24 protein-coding genes and 1 pseudogene are annotated in these 22,881 nt (G+C 48.9%); 10 read left to right on the plus strand and 15 right to left on the minus strand.

Annotated features, from left to right (window positions below; translation table 11 throughout):
• Positions 1-7 precede the first annotated feature (7 nt).
• From H6F51_23505 to H6F51_23545, 9 genes and pseudogenes are all read right to left on the minus strand, one after another.
• Positions 8-1,147 (minus strand): esterase-like activity of phytase family protein, encoded by a 1,140-nt coding sequence (locus tag H6F51_23505; protein ID MBD1825441.1) that lies wholly within the window; start codon positions 1,145-1,147, stop codon positions 8-10.
• Between the two features lie 276 nt (positions 1,148-1,423).
• Positions 1,424-1,888, minus strand: coding sequence for a hypothetical protein (locus H6F51_23510; GenBank protein ID MBD1825442.1), 465 nt, complete (start codon positions 1,886-1,888; stop codon positions 1,424-1,426).
• A 148-nt stretch (positions 1,889-2,036) separates the two neighbouring features.
• The gene (locus H6F51_23515; protein MBD1825443.1) at positions 2,037-2,384 is read right to left on the minus strand and encodes a ribulose bisphosphate carboxylase small subunit; all 348 of its coding nucleotides are present in this window, start codon (positions 2,382-2,384) and stop codon (positions 2,037-2,039) included.
• 22 nt (positions 2,385-2,406) lie between these two features.
• Positions 2,407-2,787 carry a chaperonin family protein RbcX gene (locus H6F51_23520; protein MBD1825444.1) on the minus strand — a complete coding sequence of 127 codons (381 nt, stop codon included), beginning with the start codon at positions 2,785-2,787 and terminating at the stop codon, positions 2,407-2,409.
• Between the two features lie 82 nt (positions 2,788-2,869).
• Positions 2,870-4,300: a form I ribulose bisphosphate carboxylase large subunit gene (locus tag H6F51_23525; protein ID MBD1825445.1), complete on the minus strand. Its 1,431-nt coding sequence runs from the start codon at positions 4,298-4,300 to the stop codon at positions 2,870-2,872.
• 386 nt (positions 4,301-4,686) lie between these two features.
• The gene (locus tag H6F51_23530; protein MBD1825446.1) at positions 4,687-5,088 is read right to left on the minus strand and encodes a biopolymer transporter ExbD; all 402 of its coding nucleotides are present in this window, start codon (positions 5,086-5,088) and stop codon (positions 4,687-4,689) included.
• A 21-nt stretch (positions 5,089-5,109) separates the two neighbouring features.
• Entirely contained in the window at positions 5,110-5,727 is a 618-nt protein-coding gene (locus tag H6F51_23535; protein MBD1825447.1) for a MotA/TolQ/ExbB proton channel family protein, read from the minus strand.
• Between the two features lie 293 nt (positions 5,728-6,020).
• A pseudogene (locus tag H6F51_23540) lies at positions 6,021-6,782 on the minus strand (methyltransferase domain-containing protein).
• A gap of 39 nt (positions 6,783-6,821) precedes the next feature.
• Complete coding sequence (locus H6F51_23545; protein ID MBD1825448.1) at positions 6,822-7,616, minus strand: DUF2993 domain-containing protein; 795 nt, start codon at positions 7,614-7,616, stop codon at positions 6,822-6,824.
• Positions 7,617-8,003: 387 nt separating this feature from the next.
• Here H6F51_23545 and H6F51_23550 point away from each other — a divergent pair, with 387 nt between their 5' ends.
• On the plus strand, positions 8,004-8,336 hold the full coding sequence (locus H6F51_23550; protein MBD1825449.1) for a hypothetical protein: 333 nt from the start codon (positions 8,004-8,006) through the stop codon (positions 8,334-8,336).
• Positions 8,337-8,487: 151 nt separating this feature from the next.
• The gene (locus H6F51_23555; GenBank protein ID MBD1825450.1) at positions 8,488-9,393 is read left to right on the plus strand and encodes an N-acetylmuramoyl-L-alanine amidase; all 906 of its coding nucleotides are present in this window, start codon (positions 8,488-8,490) and stop codon (positions 9,391-9,393) included.
• A gap of 48 nt (positions 9,394-9,441) precedes the next feature.
• Here H6F51_23555 and H6F51_23560 read toward each other — a convergent pair whose 3' ends face one another.
• Both H6F51_23560 and cobO read right to left on the minus strand, forming a co-directional pair.
• Positions 9,442-12,201: a hypothetical protein gene (locus H6F51_23560; GenBank protein ID MBD1825451.1), complete on the minus strand. Its 2,760-nt coding sequence runs from the start codon at positions 12,199-12,201 to the stop codon at positions 9,442-9,444.
• A gap of 250 nt (positions 12,202-12,451) precedes the next feature.
• Positions 12,452-13,063 (minus strand): cob(I)yrinic acid a,c-diamide adenosyltransferase, encoded by a 612-nt coding sequence (gene cobO / locus H6F51_23565; protein ID MBD1825452.1) that lies wholly within the window; start codon positions 13,061-13,063, stop codon positions 12,452-12,454.
• A 524-nt stretch (positions 13,064-13,587) separates the two neighbouring features.
• Here cobO and H6F51_23570 point away from each other — a divergent pair.
• The 3 genes from H6F51_23570 to H6F51_23580 all read left to right on the plus strand — a co-directional run bounded on the left by H6F51_23570 (position 13,588) and on the right by H6F51_23580 (position 15,386).
• Positions 13,588-14,775 carry a deoxyhypusine synthase gene (locus H6F51_23570; protein MBD1825453.1) on the plus strand — a complete coding sequence of 396 codons (1,188 nt, stop codon included), beginning with the start codon at positions 13,588-13,590 and terminating at the stop codon, positions 14,773-14,775.
• Between the two features lie 139 nt (positions 14,776-14,914).
• Positions 14,915-15,190, plus strand: coding sequence for a BrnT family toxin (locus H6F51_23575; GenBank protein MBD1825454.1), 276 nt, complete (start codon positions 14,915-14,917; stop codon positions 15,188-15,190).
• A complete protein-coding gene (locus H6F51_23580) occupies positions 15,174-15,386 on the plus strand; it encodes a hypothetical protein (protein MBD1825455.1) in 213 nt (70 codons plus the stop codon). Before H6F51_23575 ends, H6F51_23580 begins: the two co-directional genes overlap by 17 nt.
• 232 nt (positions 15,387-15,618) lie before the next feature.
• On the opposite strand, the gene H6F51_23585 is transcribed toward H6F51_23580, so the two are convergent.
• The 3 genes from H6F51_23585 to thyX form a co-directional block, all read right to left on the minus strand.
• A complete protein-coding gene (locus H6F51_23585; GenBank protein ID MBD1825456.1) occupies positions 15,619-16,260 on the minus strand; it encodes a biopolymer transporter ExbD in 642 nt (213 codons plus the stop codon).
• A 21-nt stretch (positions 16,261-16,281) separates the two neighbouring features.
• Positions 16,282-16,935: a MotA/TolQ/ExbB proton channel family protein gene (locus H6F51_23590; GenBank protein ID MBD1825457.1), complete on the minus strand. Its 654-nt coding sequence runs from the start codon at positions 16,933-16,935 to the stop codon at positions 16,282-16,284.
• A 173-nt stretch (positions 16,936-17,108) separates the two neighbouring features.
• Positions 17,109-17,846, minus strand: a complete 738-nt coding sequence (gene thyX / locus H6F51_23595; GenBank protein MBD1825458.1) for an FAD-dependent thymidylate synthase — start codon at positions 17,844-17,846, stop codon at positions 17,109-17,111.
• A gap of 266 nt (positions 17,847-18,112) precedes the next feature.
• Between thyX and H6F51_23600 the strand changes: the two genes are divergently transcribed.
• Positions 18,113-18,988, plus strand: coding sequence for a tetratricopeptide repeat protein (locus H6F51_23600; GenBank protein MBD1825459.1), 876 nt, complete (start codon positions 18,113-18,115; stop codon positions 18,986-18,988).
• A gap of 145 nt (positions 18,989-19,133) precedes the next feature.
• Positions 19,134-19,631 carry a YdcF family protein gene (locus tag H6F51_23605; protein ID MBD1825460.1) on the plus strand — a complete coding sequence of 166 codons (498 nt, stop codon included), beginning with the start codon at positions 19,134-19,136 and terminating at the stop codon, positions 19,629-19,631.
• Here the strand turns inward: H6F51_23605 and H6F51_23610 are convergent.
• Entirely contained in the window at positions 19,628-19,924 is a 297-nt protein-coding gene (locus tag H6F51_23610; GenBank protein ID MBD1825461.1) for a DUF2288 family protein, read from the minus strand. The two genes, H6F51_23605 and H6F51_23610, sit on opposite strands and share 4 nt — an antisense overlap.
• Between H6F51_23610 and H6F51_23615 the strand changes: the two genes are divergently transcribed.
• The 3 genes from H6F51_23615 to ftsZ all read left to right on the plus strand — a co-directional run bounded on the left by H6F51_23615 (position 19,923) and on the right by ftsZ (position 22,855).
• The gene (locus tag H6F51_23615) at positions 19,923-20,321 is read left to right on the plus strand and encodes a DUF4168 domain-containing protein (GenBank protein ID MBD1825462.1); all 399 of its coding nucleotides are present in this window, start codon (positions 19,923-19,925) and stop codon (positions 20,319-20,321) included. The genes H6F51_23610 and H6F51_23615 overlap by 2 nt on opposite strands.
• A gap of 280 nt (positions 20,322-20,601) precedes the next feature.
• Complete coding sequence (locus H6F51_23620) at positions 20,602-21,414, plus strand: FtsQ-type POTRA domain-containing protein (protein MBD1825463.1); 813 nt, start codon at positions 20,602-20,604, stop codon at positions 21,412-21,414.
• Between the two features lie 121 nt (positions 21,415-21,535).
• Positions 21,536-22,855, plus strand: coding sequence for a cell division protein FtsZ (gene ftsZ / locus H6F51_23625; GenBank protein ID MBD1825464.1), 1,320 nt, complete (start codon positions 21,536-21,538; stop codon positions 22,853-22,855).
• The last annotated feature ends 26 nt before the right edge of the window (positions 22,856-22,881 follow it).

A 22,881-nucleotide genomic window follows, 5' to 3' on the forward strand; every position in this document is an offset into this window, starting at 1 on the left:
CGACAAATCATCCTTTTAGTCCCTTGAGCCGAAACAGCAAGAATTGTGTCACTTGCCCTAAGCTGAAATTGTCATCGCTGACCAGCACTAAGCTATGCGATCCATCTGGTAATCTTGCGCCGATCGTCATTGCTTCCAAGTTATCAATCCGAACACCTAACTGATTGAGATCTTGCAATAGCTCCTTTCTTACGGGTCTCACCTTCGCTCCACGCAGGGATTCGATCGAAGACGTATCACTTGCCGTTCCAGTTGCAACTTGAAACAGTTTGACCTGAAATCCACCCACTCCGAACGATCGCTCTAAGCTCAAGAAATGCCCACCTTGATCGATCGACAATAGTTCAGTCAGTCCAGAATCAGATGCGCCTGCGGGTTTCGGATCTAACGGATAAGCGTGTTCTGAAATCAATGTCGATCGCGTGGGAATCAGTTGATAATGCAGCAATCGATTCAACAGACTTTCTTTTGTCGTTGGCAGTTCAAGATCTTGGGCTAACGGGGACTCGATCGCGGCAAACAATCGGAACGGTTCAGCAGAGGGAGCCGTGGAAGCGCCTGCATTCAGCGTCAACGCTTCAAATCCGAGATTATCCCGAACTCCGCGAGTTTGCGTCATTCCTTTTGCATCCGGCAAATACGACTCCGGCATCTGCAACTTCCGCTTCAGTTTCCCGGTTTGCAAATCGAACTCCCCAATAAAGGGTGCAATCCCGTCTTTCGTCACTCCCTCGCTGGAAACAAACACAGAGTTGAGCGGCGATAATGCAATGCCTTCCGGGTCGATAGTTCCTTTCGCAAACGGTTGCCCTGTCTCATCAGTTAAAGTCGTGACGTTCTGAACTTCGACCGATTTGAGTGTGTTCTGAGCAATCTGCAATTTCAGCGTGTAAAAACGGGCGGGATTGCGATCGCTGCGATCGTCCGAAATGGCGTAATAGAGATCTCGTTTACGATCATAGGCAATCCCTGACAGTCCACCGATCGTCGTTTCTTTGAACGCTTTATCGGTCAAAGTGTAGCTACCGAGAAACTCGATCGACAGAGGCAAAAATAGCCGATCTTCTGCATTCACACGCGGCAAACTGCATCCAGTCAAGCCGATCACACAGAGAACGAGCGCAATCCAAGAAATCCAGCGACGCATTGATCTTTCCTTGCAAATCTCCGTTTACTGTAGCGCGAGATTTGGATCAAATGAGTTGATTTCCAGATTAGATGAGGGTCACGTAAAGCGATCGCTTCTGCGAGTGCTTCGACGGTGAGTTTGACGATCGCTGGCATAGTGTTTTCCCTTGCATCATTCCTTCAATTATTGCTGGGAGAATCGCAGATTAAAGCGCTCTAACCTCTATAAATTGAATTCAAGGTAGAGCGCAATAGAGACAGAGAAGCTGAATTATCGTCCAGATACGCTCAACAATTAACCAGCTTTTACATCGTCAAGTTTTGCCTGGACAGATTTCTGGAAAGCAGAAATCCCGCCTTTAGAGTCCCAAGCTTCTCTAAAGGTTGGTAGTTCTTCTAGCCTCATCACATTGCCGCCTTGATAACTAAGAACGGCTGGGTATTCAAAAATTACCTCTGCCCTGAATTCATCAGGTGGATTATTAATTGTCCATATCACTTTAACTTCGCGATAAAAGTTAAAGTCGCCTTCCACTTTCAAGTCTTTACGGTCAGACTTGTCATCGAGAACTTTGACTAGGTGCGTAACGTAGCCACGCTGTCGCAGGAGAATTAGGTCATTACGTTGCGGTTTGTTGGCGTTGTTCTCGCAGTTCTTCCATTCCAACTTAAACGGAGTTTGAGGGTTGGGATAAGCCCATTCTTTGTTAGGCTCTACGCTTTTTACGTTTTTCGTCCAATAAAGGCGTTGTAAGTCCATTGATTCTTTTACCTACGTAACTTTGCTGTTAGGTTTCCCTGTTACGCATGGCAGTACCCCATTTACCCTGGACAATCTGAACAATAAAAAAGGAGATGGACAATCCATCTCCTTTAAAAACGATCGCAGAACCAACTGCGAATCAAAATTAGTAGCGGTAGCCGCTATTGTTTGAACCCGGTTTGTGAACGATAAAGCTCATCACCTGGCACTGTTTGATGTTGTCAAACGCCACCACGCGGATGTAGCAATTGCCATACTCAGAACGGCACTGTTGCACTTCGTTCAGCACTTCTTGGGGAGAAGTTGCGTTAAACAAAGGCAACTTCCACATCGTCCAGTAGTAAACGGTCGGGTCAGACGACTCGTTGAACTCGATACAAGGGAAATACCCTTGATCAAGCGTGTACTGAATCTGACGCGCAATTTGAGCATCGGTCAGCGCAGGCAGATAAGAAAACGTCTCAAAACGCTGCTCTTTGGGTAGAGTTTTCATGAAATCCTCAATGATTAGGTCGTCAATTACTTTCAGAGTCAGAATCTTGCGATTCGGTCGTTAAGTCGAGTTGCGTCATGCGCTCTAGCTGTTTGCGGCGTTGTTCCATATTCGCTTGTTGCATCGACGATCGCAACATTTCCGGCAGCACATCAGCGATTTCCTCGGCAAGATGTTCTCTCACCGTTAAAATCCGAAACGCCAAATCTTGCCGTTCTCGAAACATCGCTTCCATAAACGCTTCACCATCTGTAATGCTTTCCTGTGAAGAAAACTTGTGCAGCCAGTAAGCCTTTTTTGGATCAGTTTCGTCTAGCTGAGCATAAACAACCCGGACAGCTTGATACGTCAAATAACTAATCAGTGTCTTTGTCGTATCTTTCGCAATTCGCTTCAGATCCATACGTTGGATTGTGAGTTTTGGATTTTAGATTCTGGACAGAGATCGCCCCATCCAAAATCTAAAATCTTCGATCAAACGGTCATCAGACGGTATCAACAGCTTCAAACTCGAACTTGATTTCTTTCCACAGTTCACAAGCCGCAGCCAATTCTGGCGACCAGCGGCAAGCTTCACGAATGATGTCGCCGCCTTCACGCATGAGATCACGACCTTCGTTCCGAGCTTGCACACAAGCTTCCAATGCAACACGGTTTGCCGTTGCACCCGGCGCGTTACCCCAGGGGTGACCCAAGGTTCCACCACCGAACTGAAGCACCGAGTCATCACCGAAGATTTCAACCAGTGCAGGCATGTGCCATACGTGGATACCACCCGAAGCAACCGCCATCACACCCGGCATCGAAGCCCAGTCTTGGGTGAAGTAAACACCACGAGACGGATCGCGCTCGATGTAGTTTTCACGCAGCAAGTCGATGAAACCAAGCGTAATCGCCTTGTCACCTTCGAGCTTACCGACGACGGTTCCGGTGTGAATGTGGTCACCACCAGACATCCGTAAGCACTTCGACAACACGCGGAAGTGGATACCGTGGTTCTTCTGACGATCGATCACCGCGTGCATTGCACGGTGAATGTGCAACAGCAGACCATTCGCACGGCAGTATTTCGCCAGAGTCGTGTTTGCTGTGAAACCTGCGGTCAAGAAGTCGTGCATGATGATCGGCATTTCGAGTTCTTTCGCGAATGCCGCACGCTCTAACATATCTTCGCAAGTTGCAGCGGTCACGTTGAGGTAGTGACCTTTGATTTCGCCCGTTTCAGCTTGCGACTTGTGAATTGCATCAGCAACGAACAAGAAGCGATCGCGCCAGCGTTGGAACGGCTGCGAGTTGATGTTTTCGTCGTCTTTGGTGAAGTCCAAACCGCCGCGCAGACATTCGTACACTGCACGACCGTAGTTCTTCGCAGACAGACCGAGTTTCGGCTTAATCGTACATCCAAGTAGCGGACGACCGTACTTGTTGATTTTGTCGCGCTCAACCTGAATGCCGTGAGGCGGTCCTTGGAAGGTCTTCAAGTAAGCAACCGGGATGCGGAGGTCTTCGAGACGCAGCGCTTTCAACGCTTTGAACCCGAAGACGTTACCCACCAACGAGGTCAGCAGGTTGGTTACAGATCCTTCTTCAAACAGGTCGAGAGGATATGCAATATAAGCGATGAATTGGCTATCTTCACCCCGGACAGGCTCGATATCGTAGCAGCGTCCTTTGTAGCGATCGAGGTCGGTCAACAAGTCCGTCCACACAGTCGTCCAGGTACCCGTGGAAGACTCAGCAGCAACCGCAGCAGCAGCTTCTTCCGGAGGAACGCCAGGTTGAGGAGTCACCCGGAACGCTGCCAAAATATCAGTGTCTTTAGGCGTGTAGTCTGGGGTGTAGTACGTTAAACGGTAATCTTGTACCCCAGCCTTATACCCAGCTTTGGACTGGGTTTTGGTTTGAGCGTAGGACATATCTCCCTTCCTGTAATGAAAACGATTGAAAACCTTGATTCAGACATCACCAACAGTGACCAGGAAATTCCTGACCGATGTGGCTGGCATTACACCTTGACACTGGGGATCAGCTTGCCATACATGATCCCATGTTTGGAGACAGTTTGTGAATCTCGCTGCTCTCCCGTGCATAGGCGCGAACTGATCTGAATCATATCAGGATTTCAATAAGCCTTAGTTTAGAGAATCTGTGTTGATTAATAAAAAAATGTTATGAGATTTACCTAGATGTAACGTTTGGCATATGAAAACTTAAGAAACAGTTAAAACGCCCATTTCTGCATCAAGCGCGCTCGAAGTCAAGGGGATCGCTGCAGCAAATTTTTTACTTTCTTTAACTTTCGTTACGACTGACGAGTTGCGATTCCTAGCCGAATCCCAGGAATCGATCGCAATCGATCCATTACGGTAATCACTTGACCATGCGAAACTCTTTCGTCGGCATTGATTACGACAACCGCTTGGCGATTGCGGCTCAAGATTTCACGCACTGTCGCTGGAAGCGTATCAATCACAATCGGCTTTTTATCAACTGCGATTTCTCCCTTTGGATTAATCGTCACCACAATCTGAGCTGTTTTTTGGGCTTCAGCCGTGACAGCTTTCGGAAGCGAAACGGGGAGACCTTGCGATCGCGTTAAAAACAGCGTAGACATAATAAAGAATGTCAATAGCGCAAACACCACATCGATCAGAGGCGCAAGATAAATTTGCGGGGGTAGGTCTGGCTCTTCAGGAAGACGCATCGGGAACTCCTCGACAGTTTTTCAGATAGCGTGGCGACGACGGTAAAGCAATTCTAATTGTCCACCGTATTCTTGAATCAGTGCGAGTTGTTTGGTGTACAAACCGCGAAAGAGATTCGCAAAAAATAGCGTAAAAATGGCAACGACCAAGCCTGCTGCGGTTGAAATCAACGCTTCACTAATTCCACCCGTTACCCCTAGTGTATTGGCTCCTCCCACATCCCCCAAGCGCAATGAAGCAAATGAAGTAATTAGTCCGGTTACGGTTCCCAGTAAGCCAAGGAGCGGGGCGAGACCGACGATCGTATCAAACACCGTGTTAAACCGTTTTAACAGTGGAATCTCTGCCATACCCGCACTTTCGAGTGCCAGCCGGAATTCTTCAGGCGTGGCTTGCTCCAGCTCTAAAGCTGCAAGAAAGATTCGAGCGATCGGTAAATCTGAATTTTTCTCTAACATCTGAAAGGCAGCGATCGGATTGCGCTTGTAAACATTCATCACTTCTCTAGCGACTCGCTGCTGACGCTGAGAAATTTTTACCCAAAACAGCGATCGTTCTAGAATCAGTGCCACTGCCAAAATTGAAAACAGCAGCAACGGAATCATCACAACTCCGCCAGCAATGAACCAGTTAGGCATGAGAAATCGCGACTTTAGAACAACCACCCATTATGAATGAAGCGGGGAACGATCGTGGCGATTTAATTAGCTGAATCTTCCTCAAGCGCCTGAATCCGTTCTTCGTCTGTTAATCCAGGAAAAGCTTCTGTTTGTTCTTCATACTCATAAATCAACATCACCAAAACCCTCAAATAACCGTGAACATCGTCATTTGAGGGACGGCTCAGGACTTGATTAATTTGCTCTTGCGTCGCTCGTAACAGCGCTTTATCTTGAATTGAATGCGGCGAAAACTCTGTTAATGGCTTGCATCACGCTTGATCGATTGGTTTTGACAACTTGAAGGCAACAGAATAAGGAAGATTTTGATATTTGAAGAATTCTTGCTCATTTTTGGCGAGATGCGCCCGATCGCTTCCTAATCTCGGTTCCTCAAAATCAACTACATCAAAACCAGCCAACTTAAACGCTTTCCAATAGTCTGATAGAGGTCGGTGGAACCAGATAAACGAAGCCGTAAAGTGTTTCCAAGGCGGATCTTGGCGCTTTTGCCGTCCAAAGTATGATTCTTTCCAGTGATACGCAACAGAGGCATCATTCACAACGGCGGCTCCTTGATCAAAACAAGGATGTGAAAACACCAAAACCGCAATCCCACCCAGCTTTAACACTCGTTGGAAAGCGAGAATTGTCTCTTCTAAATCAGGTAAATCCATCAAAACATAATTGGACACAAGCAAATCAAAGTGTTCATCTGGAAGCGTTTTGAGTTCTGAGCAGGAATCTTCGTGAAAGTCGATCGATAATCCTTATCGTGCTTTTTGTTGCGCGATCACCAACATCCCTGGCGCAAGATCAACTCCGGTGACGATTGCACCCTTTCGACAAAGTTGATGTGATAAATATCCGGTTCCACAACCTGCATCTAAAACAGCGCGCCCGTCTACCGCTCCCAAAAACTGCCACACTACCGGATCAGAATTGAGAATGCGATTGCGATCTCCCGGCTCACCAACCTGAATATTCCAATCTTGAGCCTTCTGATTCCAAGACTCGTAAATTTCTTGTTCCATAACTTTGCAGAATAGTTGGAACAAGTCAGGCTAAGATAATTAACCCTGTTTCGGAAAATGCGTGACTTCTGCATAACCGCTAAAAATCAGCTTATCGTCTTCAGTTTCTAAGCGATTTAGGCGCATCGTCACACCATCAAGATTAAATCGATCGAGATCCACCATATTATTTAAAATCTCAGCAAAGGTATTGCTCAAAAGCTCTGACACTCCACGTTGAGCTTCAGGAATGTCATCAACAATAAATTGTGGATTTTGAAACAGAATGCGACGACGACGTTCGATCGCGATCGTTGCAGTTAAGCAAATTGGAATGAGTCCATTCGGTAATGCTGCTTTTGCAGAAATCTGGATTTGATTTTCGGGCAGAAGCTTCAGAACAACTTCCGAGAAGGCAACAGGTTCACCCCCGGAGAGATTCATCAATGACGCTTCCGTAATGTTTTCCATTCGAGGCTTAACTAGTTCAGACTGAAATGCCTTATTCAGACCCGCTTCTGTAAGGATGACCTTTGCAACAGCTTGAGCCGCTTGCTTGAGGCGAATCTTACCCGATAGGACAGAGCCGAAATCGATCGACACCGCATCGGTTTCAAACCACATCTCCTCAACCCAGAATTCACGGCGGATCAGCAACCCACGTCCGCTCATTTTGAAGCTGTCAATGCTGCCCTGCAACAGCTTGCTTGATGGAAAACATTTGAGTGAAACATCCACAGACTCACTCTGCGTAAACAGATGGCGAATCGATTGACTCAACACAGAGTTCAGCATCTGTTCGCCGAAGTCCGTGTTATTGGTGGGGGGCTTGAAGCCAGTAAATCCGCCAAACATAAGCATTTTTAGAACCTTGCTCCATTCATTATGTAACAGAATGTTAAGACTGGCAACAAATGGGATATCAACGGAGGTAATGCAAAGCTTCAGAAACTTGAATCGTTTGCTTGAGCCATAACGCTGGCTTCTTAGAGCCATTATGCTTAATCAAAGCACGAATCGCGAGTTGAATCAGATTTGCAGGTGCTATGACAGACATAAGCAGTCCCGCAAAAGTTGTTTCCTGGATGCACGATCGACCCTAAGCCAAAAGCGAAGAAATCGCTGGGAATCATTCAACACTTCAAGCTTTTTCGCTGAAGTTGGCTTATGTCTAGTCTATCCGGGTACAGAAATAATCTTGTAATGAACCATTTTGATCAAACAAGCACCAGAAATCTAATGATGAAAAATGTTCTTGTTTTCTTCAGTCTCAGCGTTTTGATCTCGCTTGTAACTCAGCTATTTTCACCTGCCGACGCACAGATCGGATTAGTAGAATCGCGGCTTTCGCGGATCGAAACTGAACTTGTGGGGATTCGCTCGGAGTTAAATCAACTGTCTGCAAGCCGTCCCCGCGCTGGAGTCTCAGTTCCCTCTCCTTCAAGCTCTCCAACGCTTCCACGATCAACAAAGTTCACGGATGCCCAGTTCGATCGACTCGCAACCCTGGTGATTGAATTACGTGAACGAATCAAAACTTTAGAAGAAAAAGTCGCTAAATTGCAGGGGCGGTAAGAGCCTACGTATCCCATTTTTATGCTGCGTGTAATAAATCACGCTTCTCTGAATTGACTCCGCTCTGGAACTAAACTCGAGAAAACTCTATCTTGTTCCACGATTAGCACAAGTTGATCTTTGATCTCTAGCAGGATAACTTCCACAACACATGAAGAGGCTTTTTCAGGTTCTTGCGATCGTCCTAGTCGGGTTTGCTACATTTTTGATTGCTGTTCAATCGGGACAAGCCGAATGGCTCGATGGGCTTCGGATCAAGACCTCCCAACCCCGGTTGATTAGTTTTCAGCAAAATATTGCCGAGGCAAGCGATCTGCTATCGAGCGCTTGTGCCATTAAACCCGTCTCAAGAGGCGGTAGACCCCGAAATCTTCCCGCCATTCAAGGCACTCCTTCTCTGAGTCGATTCCGCCAAGACTCGCCCCCTAGCTCGACTTATCAACCGAGAGAAGAAGTTGCTCTAGCACATCCTTCAAACTTCGGACGACGATTTGCTCAAGATCTGTACGGTCGTCCGGTCAGCAATGAGCCGATCGTCGTTCTGCATGAAACCGTGGGGTCGGGCAGCTCTGCGATTAACTACTTTAGAACGCCCCACCCGAATGATAATGATCAAGTGAGCTATCACGCTCTCATTCGGGAAAACGGTAATGTGGTTTATCTTGTTCCGCCCGATCGTCGTGCTTTTGGAGCCGGAAACTCTGTGTTTAATGGCAATAAAGGGGAAGAAGCGGTCAAAACAAATCCCACCTTTCCGCCTTCTGTCAACAATTTTGCTTACCATATCTCGCTAGTGACACCGCCTGATGGACGAGACGATGGAGCTAGACATAGCGGCTACACTCGCGCTCAATATCAGTCCTTGGCTTGGCTAGTCGCCAAAACAGGCATTTCCAACGATCGCATTAGTACCCATCAGCTTGTTGATCGATCAAGGTCGCGACGTGATCCCCGCAGCTTCAATACCCAGCTCTTCGCCCAACTTCTGGATGCTTTCCCGAAGACGAGCGACATTTCAATGCAGTGCACATTGCCTGCGATCGCTCAAGAAGAATAAAAAACAGGGACGCTGGTGAAGCGTCCCTGTCTATCAGACACAATTGAGTTAGTTGTAAGTGAACTTGATGTAGTTCTTGCCGATCGTGTCTTCGGGAGCCACCGGATTCAAGTCAGCATTTAATGGGTCGATCCTGTTGTTTGCGAAGTCCGCTTCCTTAGCAGTATTTTCTGCCGGATCAATCCAGACTGAGAGGTAATAGGTTTGTCCGCGCACCAGCGAAGCTGCGGGAGGAAGCTTGAGGTTAAGATCTAGCATCCTCGTATCCGATCCGCTACCTTTTGCCCCCAGAATCGTGCCACTTGTTGGAGCATTGACGAAGAACTGGTTAAAATTGCCAGAGGTAGTGCCTGCTGCCCAAACCTCTAAGGGGATGTCTGTGGTTTGATCTAGAGTTGTATCTAAAGAGAGATAGAACTGGAGTGGAAGAGCAGTGTCGCTAGGGAACGCTCGATTTCCAAGGTTTTGCAGCGTGAATGACAATCCAAGCGTCTGATCCGGCGCAAAGGTTCCGCTCGTTACCCGCATATCCGAGCCAACCAGCTCGATCGTTTCTGTCCGAGTTACAGCAAGCTGTCCCTTGTCGGTGTTGAGCGCTACGTTGAAGTTGTTGCTCTCGTTGTCTTCAGTCAACTTGTTGTTGGGATCGACGACCATCCCGATCGTGTACTGCCCATCCACAAACCAGAAGTCTGCGGCGGTATCGGGTAAGACCAGTTGAACTTCAATCTCAGCACTTGTTGCACCCGCTGCCAGAGATGCGATGGTGTAAACGGGCAGCGTTGAGCCTGTAGTCCCTCCGATCTCAAGTTGTGCATCTGCTGTTGTCGTCGTGTCAATCCGACCATCACGCGAAATTCGGAAACCAACTTCAAGATTATTGATCGCAAGCGAACTGTTGTTTCTAACTTTGAATCTCGCGGTGAGGCGGTTCTTCTCGAAGACTTGACCGCTGCCTGGCTCAGGTGTGGGATTGAGCGCAAGTGCAGCGTCCAGCAACGAGAAGGAGACTCCCGCAACATCAGTGGTCTTGGGTTTGCCCGTTACGCTTAGCGTGTAGTCGGGGGCTAAGTCTGTCCGGGTTGTGGACACTTTCACAGCGTAAGCCCCCCCATTCAGCAGCATATCAGGCGTAGCCGCGATCGCGCTTCCAAGGGTGCCATTTTGCAGAATCGGGAAGAGTTCCAGGGTCACTCCAGTGCCTGTCGCATTGAGCGTCACATTCGACTGAGTAGAAACGTTGAATCTGAAGTAGTCAGCCGCATTGAACTGTACTCTATCCCGGTAAGTTGCGCTTCCATCTAACAAGCCCAGGTTGAAAGCCGTCGCTGCCACATAGCCCCCCGATTGGGAACGTCCGCTAATTTCAAACGGCTGGGCTTGAATTTTGCGCTGCATGATGCCTTGAACTCTCCAGGGGCTGCCGATCGTACTTGCCGGGGCATTCCTGGTGCTAATATTCGTTCCGTTCATCAGCAAGATTTCAATTCCCCCCTGCTGGTCGTTGCGGTAGATGATATCTTCCTTGCTGTCATAGTTAAAATCGCCAATTCCGGCGATCGTCCAGCCTGCGCCGTTGTTGTAGTTGCTGCCGTTGAATTGGACAAATTGCTGGCTTGAGAAGCTCTTGCCATCCGGATTCATCAGCCAAATTGCCATTTCACCTGTTCTGCGGTTGCGCCACAGCAAGTCTTTGTTGCCGTTGCCACTGTTTGTTCTGCCGTCAAAGTTGCCTAACGCCTCAATTTGCCAGTCTAGTGAAATTGCCGCCGTCATCCAACCATGACTGATACTGGTTCCATCCATCAACCAAATTGCCGCAGTACCTGTGGAGCGATCGCGCAGTACAATGTCTGTCTTGCCGTCGCTATTGAAATCACCGTAGAGCTGCGGTTGCCATGAAGGTGCAATTTTAATTAAAGCTCCACGTCTGATCTCAGCACCGTTCATCAGCCAGAATGCGAAGTCGCCAGTTGACAGGTTCTGGAGGATGATATCTGATCTAGTATCTGCGTCAAGATCAACGGCTGCAACAGTTCTCCAACCCGGACCAACATTAACTAAGTTTCCGTTGACCGATACTCCACCCTTAAGTTGCCAAACCGCAACTTGTCCTTGACTAGTATTTTGCCAAACAAGGTCTGCTTGCCCATCGCCACTGAGATCCTTTACAGCGGTAATCTGCCATTCTGGACCAATTGAGAGATTTGCCGAAAATCCTGCATTCGCAACCTCTCCTCCTTTAAACGTCCAGAAAGCAACCTGCCCCTGACCATTGCGCCAGAGGAGATCTTCTTCTCCGTCCCCGTCTAAGTCTGCAATGCCCTGAACTTGCCAATCTGAGGCGACATCTTCCTGCGATGTTGCCCCTGCAACAGTTGTGCCATCCATTCTCCAGACAGCAGATTGAGCGCCAGGAGCATTACGCCAAAAGATATTGCTCAGGCTAGCGTCAGTGTTAACTGCAACATTCAGCTTGTAATTTGCAGTTGGAGCGTCTTGGGCAAGCGACACCTCTATGGTGTAAACTCCGGGAGTCAGAGCGCCTGTCCCCAGTAAAAGCGACTCAGAAAGCTTGCCTTGATTTCTAGATTCTCCGACTAAGACTCTGGTACCGTCAGTCATCGCCGGTTCTCGGAACACTCGGAGATCTGCATCACCAGACAGATCCGTCAATGAAAAATTTCCTGCACTGCTCCGAAAATTTCTGAGATCGATTTGAAAGCTAGTGGTAGGAGTGTTGGTATTGAGGGAGCCGCTCTGGGTCGATGGAATCAGTGGATTTTGAATAAGGGTGGGTGAAGTCATAGTGTGCTGATTTAGGCTGAATTGCTACCGACTTTTGACGTAGTATTCCCTGATGTAGGAGGTCAAAAAGCGCTTTTCTAGGAAATTCTCAATTCAGCCGAACCAACAGAGCAAGCAACACTTAGAAAAATTTATACAGACTTATCCGATATTGCTTCAGAGTGAATACTGAAAATAATTCCCTTTGAGAGACTGACAGATCGCCCCTCCGTGAAGCTCCGGATTGCATTGTTTCACCTGGAAGATGCAATTAAAACTCAATTCCCGGCTGAGCTTTGATCCCTTGTTCGCGGAAGGGATGCTTCACGATCGTCATTTCGGTGACGAGATCTGCTCGATCAACGAGAGCAGCGGGTGCCCCTCTTCCGGTGAGAATGACATGAGAGTCTTCTGGTTTTTGGTCGAGTCCTGCTAAAACGGTTTCTACTTCGAGATAGCCCAGCTTCAGAGCGACATTGACTTCATCGAGCAAGACTAATCGAAAGTTGGGATTCTGAATATAAGAGAGTGCTCTTTCCCAGGCTTCTGTGGCTTTGAGAATATCGCGATCGCGATCTTGGGTTTCCCAGGTAAAGCCTTCTCCCATTGCATGAAACTCAAGCTGATCGCCCCAGTGCTCGAATGCAGCTTTCTCCGCAGGTTCCCATGCGCCTTTGATGAATTGCACGATCGCGACTTTGTAGCCGTGACCCAAGGAGCGTAACACCATTCCTAAAGCTGCAGTAGTTTTTCCTTTTCCGTTTCCGGTGTTCACGATAATCAAGCCTTTTTCACGGGTGCGATCGGCAATGCGTTGATCCTGGACTTGTTTGCGGCGCTGCATTTTCAGGCGGTGCTGTTCCGCGTTTAAAGCGTCAGACATGATTTCAGTAGAATGATAGGGCGATAGATTGTAGCGTATTTGTGTTCACTCTGTAGCGGAAGCTATTAATAAAAACGTGCCATTTTTTTTAACAGTGCTAGGATGAGGCTATCTGTAGCAGTTGCAGGTTAAGAGAACAGAATTGAAACGTTTTTCTTTAACTGGATATCCTTGGCGACCGCTGTGGTATCTGGAGCTGAAATTGAAGCGCATAGGGCAGTGCGATCCGACGCTATCTTGGGTTGATCGCTGCGAAGCTCCCAGTATGAACTGACCGATCTGTAACTTTAGGTTCGTCGATCGTTCTTCTCTCTTGAGAAGTTAATTACCGCACGGACTGGATCGGTCGGATTCTCTATGAACGGGAATTCTTAAACTTAAATAGTGCGATCGGCTCAAAGCGGTCTAGTTTGTGCTGGATAACTTCTGAAGTTTTCAGTGGTCATAGCTGCGTTGCAAATTTCAGCCTGGGTTCATTTTGTCTGTCTTCACTCTATGCGTTCGGCCTTTTCTGGAGTATCACAATGTCCAAGCTTCTTAGCCGCAAGATTACACCCGCCCCCATTCCAAATGATATTAGCGTGGTGGATTTAATCGACGGATATTTTACCGCTTACAATTCTGCGCGATTGCGCGAGGTGTGCCATCTGCTGAGCCGCGAAGTGATGCAAGCAGGGGTGACGGTTGGTGTGAGTTTGTCAGGAGCGATGACTCCGGCGGGTTTTGGAACTTCGGTGTTAGCGCCCTTGATGCAGAATGGCTTTATTGATTGGATCATCAGCACGGGTGCAAATCTGTATCACGATCTGCATTACGGTTTGGGGCTAGATCTCTACGCCAGCAATCCGTTTGTCGATGATGTGAAACTGCGTGACGAGGGGCGCATTCGCATTTACGACATCATTTTTGATTATGATGTGCTGCTCGGAACGGATGCGTTTATCCGCCAAATTATTCAGGCGGAACCGTTTCAGAAACGGATGGGAACGGCTGAGTTTCATTACCTCCTGGGTAAATATGTGCATGAGGTGGAACGCAAGCTGGGGGTAAAACATCCTTCTTTGCTGGCAACGGCTTACGAGTGCGGTGTTCCGGTCTACACTTCGTCGCCGGGAGATAGTTCGATCGGGATGAATTTGGCGGCGATGGCGCTGGAAGGCTCGAAGCTGCAAATTGATCCGCTACTGGATGTGAATGAGACAGCGGCGATCGCATATTCTGCGCGTGAGTCTGGTAATTCCAACATTGAGGGCAAGAGTGCTGCACTGATTATTGGGGGCGGCAGTCCGAAGAATTTCCTGCTGCAAACTCAGCCTCAATTGCATGAGGTGTTGGGTTTGGAAGAGCGCGGACATGATTTCTTTGTGCAGATTACCGATGCTCGACCGGATACCGGTGGATTGTCGGGGGCAACGCCGAATGAAGCGGTAAGCTGGGGCAAAGTTGATCCCGATGAGTTGCCAAATACGATCGTCTGCTATACCGACAGCACGATCGCGCTTCCAATCATGACGGCGTATGTGATCAATCAATGTGCCCCACGTCCGTTGAAGCGATTGTACGATCAGCGTGAAGCAATGCTGGCGAAGCTGAAAGCAGATTATCAAGCGGCAAAACTCCAGCCTGCTCATCTGGCTACGGAGTCAATCTCAGGTGCGGAACGTCAATCTGTTGCAACTTATCCTTGCGGTACTCCGATCCGGAGTCGGTAGTTTTACTTCCGAAACTTATTCAGGTGGGTAGGTGGATTGCCTACGCGTAAAATATTTCACAGGTTGTTTAGCCTGAAACTTATATGTCGAATGGAGCCGAGCTACTCGCAAGTAGGCGTTTGGAAGTCAAAAACCTGAAATGAAGTTTCAATGGGATCGACACAAGGCAAGCTCTAATGAACAAAAACATGAAGTAACGTTTGAAGAAGCAGTGACTGTTTTTGCTGATCCGTTAGCGATTACGATCGATGATCCGAGACATTCCATCGGAGAAATTCGACTGGTCACGATCGGCAACTCGACGCGATTTCGATTGTTGATTGTGTCGCATACTGAAAGAGACGGTGAAATTCGGCTGATTAGCGCTCGTCTAGCCACTCAAAAAGAAAGGAGGGTTTATGAATCAGGAGAATAATTTACACGAAGACGATGAAATGCTTCCTGAATATGATTTTTCAGGTGGAGTGAGAGGGAAGTATTACGAAGCGTTCAAGAAATCTAGCAATGTCGTTGTTCTCGATCCAGATGTGGCAGAGGTTTTTCGAGATTCAGCTTCAGTTAATGAGGCATTGAGACTGCTGGCTAAGATCGCAAAATCAGTCCCAGCTTGAGCGTGGACAAGCAATTGAAGATTCGGAATGATTTCGATCGCCTTGCCCTTCTTGAGCAGTGGGGAAAACAGCCGTCGATAGAAGCGATCGCAGCAATGCGCGAACATCTTCGGACTGATGAAGATTTGACAATCTCTCAAGCAAAAAAGATGTACTCCCGATTCTTGAAAAACGTGCAAATCAGAAGACATCTCTTTTGGCGATATTCAGATGTTTGGACAAAGTGAGTTCACTACGGAGATTGAGGAACTGCTTCACCGGGAGCGGTTGGAACGGTATTTGAAGGAGCCGGAGCCTGTGGAGCAGTAGGCTGAGCCGGAGCGGTCGGCGTGAGATTCGGATTAATCGGCGTAATGTTGGTTGGAGCAGTCGGACTGGGAATGAGGTTTGGAGCCGGAGTAATTTGCGGGATGGTTCCGGGCGCTTGTGTTTGTCCGGGTTGTGGCTGTCCCGGTTGATTGCCAGGTGCAGTCGAAAGCGCAACTTTATCAGCGGCAACCGATCGCATCACATCCAGCACTTGAATCACATCGTTATAAAAGGCAGTTTGAGCCGCTTCGAGCACTAATAAGCCTTCGGGCTGCTGCTGATGATATGCCTGAACAAGTTGTAGGAGTTGAGAGCGATCGATGAGTTGCCGCTGTCCCTGATTCGATAAATACGTTTGTCCATTTGAATCTAGCCCAATGACAAGCATTTCACTCATCAGAACGCTACTGGTTTGAGACTGCGGCAGGTCTAATCCGATACCCTGCTGACGAGTTAGTTGAAGCGCAGCTAGGATAAAGAAGGTCAGAATACAAAAGATCACATCGATTAGCGGAACGATTTGGATCTGAGCTTCATCGGCGGGAGAGTCGAGATTAATTTTCATAACGCTGAACCGAGTGAGGGGCTAACCATCTTTGCGATCAAACTTATTGTGAGTCAGTTGCCATTTCTGGCGGTACAGCAATTCTAGATCGTTGCCTGTGCGACGAAAGATCTTTGCCTGATTGAAAATCAATCCTTGAAAGACGCGGTAAAACACAAGGCTGAAGATTGCTACAACTAGCCCCGCTGCGGTACTAATCAACGCTTCCCCGATCCCGGTTGTTACCCCGGCGGTGGAAGCGGTTCCAATGTCGCCGATTCGGATCGATCGCAACGACAGAATTAGACCGATCACAGTTCCCAACAGTCCGAGCAGTGGAGCCAGCGCGATCACAGCTTCGAGAATTTTGTCGCCGCGCCGCATTGAAGCGATCTCCTCATCGGCAGAAGATTCCAGCGCCAGACGAAACAGCTCCGGATCGGGATTTTGCAAGCGCATCGGAGCATAAAGGAAGCGTCCGATCGGTTGATCATAGGACTGCCGCGCAATTTCAACTGCCCCATCCCAATCGCGCCGCGAAGTTTCGAGAATTCGTCCGGCGACTTCTTTCTCTTTATTGAGGACGTTGAACCAAAACCACGATCGCTCAATAATGGCTCCAAGCGACAAGATTGAGAGAACAAACAACGGCAGCATCGTTATGCCGCCTTTTTCAAATAGTTCGATGATATTCATGATTGCTCTTCCTTTCTACGTGTCCCTTGTCGCATCCCAATGAGTGAATCGGCTGTTTGAAGATTCCATAAAATCTTACTGCGTGAGCGATTCATTTCTGTGGAATCTCTAAAAGAAAAGAGAACTCTGCCACCTAATTTGGCGCAAAGTTCTCTCGATGCTTTGAGAAGAAACTAGAACGATCGGTTCAATTCTTCCCAAGCGCCGATCGTTTGCGGCACGATCGGCTGAATCAATTGAGAAATGGCATCGGCGTAGAAGTGAATTTCTTGCTGCGCGCCTTCGCCTTTTCGCAGTCCGATGAAGTGGAGTACCGCTTGCAATGAAACTGTCCAAACCCAAGAAGTGTAGACGCTTGGAACCAAAACGCCTCGCGCTTGCTCTCGACCGACTCCAAGTTCAAGCAAGTCTTTATAAGCCTTGTAGCTGGCTTCACATTGAGCGCGGTAGATTTCGAGCGCTTTTTGGTTTTGCGCTTCGGGAATCTCGCCGAATGTTGCTTGTCGATTACTCTTGGACTGCTGACGGAATGAAGCAGGAATGTAAAAGTCTTCGGAATCTTCGATCGCCACATAGCGAAAACTCTTTTCGTTCCAACCGACTTGCTCATCGTTGTGGCTTGAGGCGATAACGTGCTTCCACCATTGGCGTGCGACAAAGAGCGGCGCTTTCACTTTGAATTTAAACACCACACCTCGAAACGGTGAGGTGTGGTGATGCTGAATTAGATAGCGAATCAGCTTGATGTCTTTGTCATCGAGATCGATCGACACCTTATCAAAGCTAGCCCTGGCATCATTCACAATGTCTAAATCACTGCCCATATGCGACAGCAGCGCGATTCGACTTTTGCCATCGTTGAGCGGATCGATCCAGGGCGATTGTGCTGTAGGGTCGGGCAAGTCAGACATATTTGTGAAATTGGGAACAGCAATAGATGAAATCATGGACGATTCCTCAAACGGTGGACTTGAGCAAAACGCTATTGGTAGCGTTTACTGTACCGCTAGTTTGAGAAAAATTCAAGATATAGGGCTGACTTTAGCTTTTGCAAAATGTCTATCTAATCATAATTCTGCAGCCTGAATGCTTTGCGATTCTCCATCGATATCCCCAAAATTAACAAGATCGATTAAGCTTACTGCATATCTTGCCGTCGTTTTTTAAAGGCTTTGTCGTGCCCAAACGTCTCTCTCTCTTCTCAATGTGCCTGATACTCGGACTCCTGACAACTCGACCTGCGTCCGCTCAAGCACTGATCCCCCACGCACCCCAAGTTGATTTTGACAAACTAGAGCAGCAAGGGTTGGGGCTAGTGCAAGAAGCGTCCCAGCTCGCGCAGTTCAACCAGAATCAGTTAGCGTTAGCGCGAGCGAGACTAGCAGTTCAACTTGCACCTAAGCGTCCCGAAACTTGGGCAATTTTAGGCGGCTTGTATCTTGAGACGAATCGAACTGACGATGCGATCCCCGCGCTCAGAAAAGCGAATTCACTTGATCCCAAAAATTCTGCCATCCTCTTTGCCTTGGGAACCGCACACTTCCAGAAGGCACAGTACGAAGAGTCGATCAAACAAATTCAGGCAGGACTAAAGATCAAGCCCGACGTCGCGGGGGCTTATTTCGACATGGGTAATGCTTATCTAATGTTGAAAAAGAATCGAGACGCGATCGGCAGCTATGAAAAAGCGACCTCACTTGACCAAAAGTTTTGGCCTGCCATTAATAACATCGGACTAATCCGCTACGAAGAAGGCAAGATCGACGAAGCAATCAGGCTCTGGCGGCGATCGGTGGCGGTCGATCCAAAGCAAACCGCAGAACCGCAGTTGGCGATCGCGGTTGCGCTCTTTCGGAAGGGGAACCAAACCGAAGCGCTCACGCTCGGAGAAAGTGCATTGAAGCAAGATGTCCGCTATAGCGAGCCGAAATTCCTCAAAGAGAATCTTTGGGGCGATAAACTCATGGCAGATACTCAAAGATTTTTTGCCTTACCGCGGATTCAAGCGGTTATTGCTCAGGCGCAATCTGAACAAGAACGCCGCAATCAGTAGTATCTCAAGAGTTGGGCGTGAATTTATCTGTTTTCGCAGGGGTGGCATCGTGCGCTTAAGAGCCGTTTCGCCAAATCAATATCACCGTAAAAGCCGCAGACGATCGTTTCCCTGGCTGCTTCTACTCACGCCGATCGTGCTGTGGATGGGAGTACGATCGGCAAGGCTATATTTTGAGCAACCGGATGCCATCTTGGTACTCGGTGGAGCAGAAGAGCGCGAGATTTTCAGCGCCAAATTTGCCAAACAGCATCCGAATCTTCCGGTCTGGATTTCATCGGGTGCGCCACGTGAGTATGCAGAGCGCGTCTTTACTAAAACAGGTGTGAGCCTGCAACGGCTGCACTTAGATTATGAAGCGGTCGATACGGTGACGAACTTCACCTCGATCGCCGATCGCTTGCGTCAGCAAAATATTCGCAGCGTTTATCTCATTACCTCGGACTATCATATGCGCCGCGCTCAGATTATCGGCGAAATCGTCTTAGGGAGTCGTGGGATCAATATTCGACCGATTGCAATCCCGTCGAATCAGTCGGAAGAATCGCTCTCTAAGGCAGTCCGAGATGGGGGACGAGCTTTGCTTTGGGTGACAACGGGACGGACGGGCGCGAGTCTTGCACCCGCTAGCAAAGGGAATTAAGCGGCAGCTAATTCTTGAATCAACACATAAGGCTGGAGAATCAACGCCTGAAAGCGCTTGGTTTGGTCTTCGTTCCAAACGGTTTTCTGCTCGATCGACGGCTTGTAGATCAAGCAATCTTGAATCCACTGCTGCACTGAACTAATTTGATCGTTGGCGATCGCGTATCCAACCTCTACAAGATCAAGGGAATCAGCGACCATAATTACGGCATCGCGATCGGCGTGAGGAATCAACCATTCCCACTCTGCTTCGTCTAAGGATTCTCTCAGTTCTGCTTTTAAATCTGACATGACTCGAATTTCTAAGCTTATTTTAATGATCGCACTTCTGTTGATTTGCGTTCTAGCTCACCCTAGCGCAAGTTGGGCGATCGCAGAAAGCCCAATTCCGCCCCCCGTAAGCTCAAGCATTGATGCCAACACGATCCCATCCGAGAAGCTGAATCAATTTGTGCAGTCCTGCTTAGAAGTGGTGACGCTAATTGAGCGGCGAGAAGGGGAACTACAAGCTGCAGAAACAGAGTCTGAATCGGCACGAATTCAGCGAGATATTGAAGCTGAAGCGATCGCGATCATCGAAAGAAATGGGCTAACGCGCCAAGAATATTTACAGCTTTTGAGCCTTGCAAATGTCGATCCGGAGTTTGGTGAACGGGTGGCGACGCTGCTACAAGAAACACCCAGCTAGGGGAGGTTTCGATAGTCTCTGAACAGGGCTTAGAGCGATCGTGCTTAAGTTGTGCCCCACTCCCCACTCCCCCCGATTTAAGATCGCCATAGAGCCTGAAAAAGATTGCCGAAAAAAGCTTCCAACCTGAAGCAGATCGATTAGAGTTAACGTCTGAACCCTGCTAACTGAGGTTTAACTAATTTCAAGACTCATGCAGTCGGTTGAGATCAGTTAAAGCTCCTGGCAGAAGGGCTTCAATCTCAATCGCTTCTCTATTGACCCGAATCGCGCCTTTCTAATGACAAGCATCGCCCCCGTGTCCCGCAACGAACTCTCCCAGCGCCGCCAACAACTCCGTCGCCAGCGTCGAACCCGGTTGTTTCAGACCAGTTGGCGCAGCGCTGCGATCGCAAGTTTAGCCGTGGGCACGGTCTGGGTCGCCACGCTCCCCGCTTGGGTGATTCGCAAGCCCGATCAAATCACCATCAAAGGCAATCGCTTGCTTTCAGAACAAACGATTCGCACGCTGTTGCCGATCGATTATCCCCAGTCGCTGCTGAAAGTGCAGCCGCACTGGATTGCCGATGCGCTCATAGCCAAAGCGCCGATCGCCAACGCAACCGTCGATCGCCAATTGTTTCCACCGGGCTTAACCGTGCGGATTCAAGAGCGCGTTCCGATCGCGCAGACTACTTCAAAAGCGGCTCCGCCCGGACTGCTCGACGAAACCGGAACCTGGATGCCGCAAGAAGGCTACACGAAATTGAACCCTAACTTCAGACCACCCGACCTCAAAATTATCGGCAACCCGGAGCAATATCGTTCTCACTGGGCAACGTTCTACCGCACCATTCGCCAGAGTCCCGTTCGGGTTTTGGAAGCGAATTGGGAAGATCCGACAAACTTAATTCTCAAAACCGAACTAGGTGCGGTACAGTTTGGGGGCTACGGCTCGAATTTTCCGGCGCAGCTCAAAGTATTAGACGAGATGCGCCGGTTGCCGAGTCGGGTGAATGCGGGTCAAATTCTGTCGATCGACTTAAGAAATCCAAATTCTCCGGTTCTGCAAATGAATGCACCCCAAACTCCTGTAAAATTAGGTACTCCATAGAATAAAAGTTGTGAGAAAATCTCCAGCGAACTGTCGCGAGTCCTGATAAGCTAATGTGCTAATCGAGTTCAGTCGCCCTTTTCGACTGCTCTGCTGTTCATCTCCACCGCTTGAAATCCCAATGACGCTTAATCATAATGAGTCGAATGCCAACCCAACAACGCTGAATCATCAGCCAGAATCAGGCTACCTAAGCTCGAACGCGGAAGGGCAAATGAATAATTTTTCGACCTCAGATAACTCAAATCCATTTAATTCTGGTTTGTATCATAGTCAAACGATGGGACAGAACGCTGGGCTAAAGACAGTCCCTGATGCAAGGAGTGGTGATATTGTGCCTGGGAGCATTGCCAAAATTAAAGTAATTGGCGTGGGTGGCGGTGGCAGTAATGCAGTCAACCGCATGATCGCCAGTGATGTTCGGGGAGTCGAGTTCTGGTCGATCAATACCGATGCTCAGGCGCTGACTCAATCGTCTGGCTCGAAGCGGTTGCAGGTGGGTCAGAAGTTAACGCGCGGACTGGGTGCAGGCGGCAACCCAGCGATCGGGCAAAAGGCGGCGGAAGAATCACGAGATGAGATTGCGGCAGCGCTCGAAGGCGCGGATTTGGTGTTTATTACCGCAGGCATGGGAGGCGGTACAGGCACCGGAGCCGCGCCGATCGTGGCGGAGGTTGCGAAAGAATTAGGGGCGCTGACGGTTGGCGTGGTGACGCGTCCGTTTACGTTTGAGGGTCGGCGGCGGACGGGACAAGCCGAAGAAGGCGTGGCAGCGCTGCAAAGCCGAGTGGATACGCTTATTATTATTCCCAACGATAAGCTGCTGTCGGTGATTTCCGAGCAAACTCCGGTGCAGGAAGCGTTCCGGACGGCGGATGATATCTTGCGTCAAGGGGTGCAAGGCATTTCGGATATCATCACGATTCCGGGGTTAGTGAACGTGGACTTTGCGGATGTCCGGGCGGTGATGGCAGATGCGGGATCGGCGCTGATGGGAATCGGCATCGGTTCTGGTAAGTCGAGAGCGCGAGAAGCGGCAGTCGCAGCGATTTCTTCGCCATTGTTGGAAGCTTCGATCGATGGAGCGCGGGGCGTGGTGTTTAACATTACGGGCGGTTCTGATCTCACACTGCATGAAGTGAGCCAAGCTGCCGATACGATCTACGAAGCGGTTGATCCGAATGCCAATATTATTTTCGGTGCAGTGATTGATGAAGCCTTGCAGGGTGAAATTCGGATTACGGTGATTGCGACTGGGTTTACGCAAGACGTGCAGCCGCAAGCGACGACGACGAAGAGCGTTTCTGTGCCGCAACCGAAACCTCGACCAATTACGCCTCCACCGATGGGTCAACCGCCTGCACCGGAGCCGACACAGCAAAAACCAGGAGGTCTGGATATTCCTGAGTTTCTGCGGACGAGACGCAAACCGCAGAAGTAGGTGGAAGTTGGCTGCGTTCGGCGTGG

Source organism: Cyanobacteria bacterium FACHB-DQ100, assembly GCA_014695195.1.
Lineage (GTDB): Bacteria > Cyanobacteriota > Cyanobacteriia > Leptolyngbyales > Leptolyngbyaceae > Leptolyngbya.

Coding starts and splice junctions, on each gene's coding strand:
- H6F51_23560 (MBD1825451.1), bottom strand. CDS start 12,201: ATGACTTCACCCACCCTTATTCAAAATCCACTGATTCCATCGACCCAG.
- H6F51_23535 (MBD1825447.1), bottom strand. CDS start 5,727: ATGCCTAACTGGTTCATTGCTGGCGGAGTTGTGATGATTCCGTTGCTG.
- H6F51_23570 (MBD1825453.1), top strand. CDS start 13,588: ATGTCCAAGCTTCTTAGCCGCAAGATTACACCCGCCCCCATTCCAAAT.
- H6F51_23520 (MBD1825444.1), bottom strand. CDS start 2,787: ATGGATCTGAAGCGAATTGCGAAAGATACGACAAAGACACTGATTAGT.
- H6F51_23525 (MBD1825445.1), bottom strand. CDS start 4,300: ATGTCCTACGCTCAAACCAAAACCCAGTCCAAAGCTGGGTATAAGGCT.
- H6F51_23610 (MBD1825461.1), bottom strand. CDS start 19,924: ATGTCAGATTTAAAAGCAGAACTGAGAGAATCCTTAGACGAAGCAGAG.
- ftsZ (MBD1825464.1), top strand. CDS start 21,536: ATGACGCTTAATCATAATGAGTCGAATGCCAACCCAACAACGCTGAAT.
- H6F51_23605 (MBD1825460.1), top strand. CDS start 19,134: ATGGGAGTACGATCGGCAAGGCTATATTTTGAGCAACCGGATGCCATC.
- H6F51_23505 (MBD1825441.1), bottom strand. CDS start 1,147: ATGCGTCGCTGGATTTCTTGGATTGCGCTCGTTCTCTGTGTGATCGGC.
- H6F51_23590 (MBD1825457.1), bottom strand. CDS start 16,935: ATGAATATCATCGAACTATTTGAAAAAGGCGGCATAACGATGCTGCCG.
- thyX (MBD1825458.1), bottom strand. CDS start 17,846: ATGTCTGACTTGCCCGACCCTACAGCACAATCGCCCTGGATCGATCCG.
- H6F51_23615 (MBD1825462.1), top strand. CDS start 19,923: ATGACTCGAATTTCTAAGCTTATTTTAATGATCGCACTTCTGTTGATT.
- H6F51_23585 (MBD1825456.1), bottom strand. CDS start 16,260: ATGAAAATTAATCTCGACTCTCCCGCCGATGAAGCTCAGATCCAAATC.
- H6F51_23530 (MBD1825446.1), bottom strand. CDS start 5,088: ATGCGTCTTCCTGAAGAGCCAGACCTACCCCCGCAAATTTATCTTGCG.
- H6F51_23550 (MBD1825449.1), top strand. CDS start 8,004: ATGAAAAATGTTCTTGTTTTCTTCAGTCTCAGCGTTTTGATCTCGCTT.
- H6F51_23515 (MBD1825443.1), bottom strand. CDS start 2,384: ATGAAAACTCTACCCAAAGAGCAGCGTTTTGAGACGTTTTCTTATCTG.
- H6F51_23620 (MBD1825463.1), top strand. CDS start 20,602: ATGACAAGCATCGCCCCCGTGTCCCGCAACGAACTCTCCCAGCGCCGC.
- H6F51_23575 (MBD1825454.1), top strand. CDS start 14,915: ATGAAGTTTCAATGGGATCGACACAAGGCAAGCTCTAATGAACAAAAA.
- cobO (MBD1825452.1), bottom strand. CDS start 13,063: ATGTCTGACGCTTTAAACGCGGAACAGCACCGCCTGAAAATGCAGCGC.
- H6F51_23545 (MBD1825448.1), bottom strand. CDS start 7,616: ATGTTTGGCGGATTTACTGGCTTCAAGCCCCCCACCAATAACACGGAC.
- H6F51_23555 (MBD1825450.1), top strand. CDS start 8,488: ATGAAGAGGCTTTTTCAGGTTCTTGCGATCGTCCTAGTCGGGTTTGCT.
- H6F51_23580 (MBD1825455.1), top strand. CDS start 15,174: ATGAATCAGGAGAATAATTTACACGAAGACGATGAAATGCTTCCTGAA.
- H6F51_23510 (MBD1825442.1), bottom strand. CDS start 1,888: ATGGACTTACAACGCCTTTATTGGACGAAAAACGTAAAAAGCGTAGAG.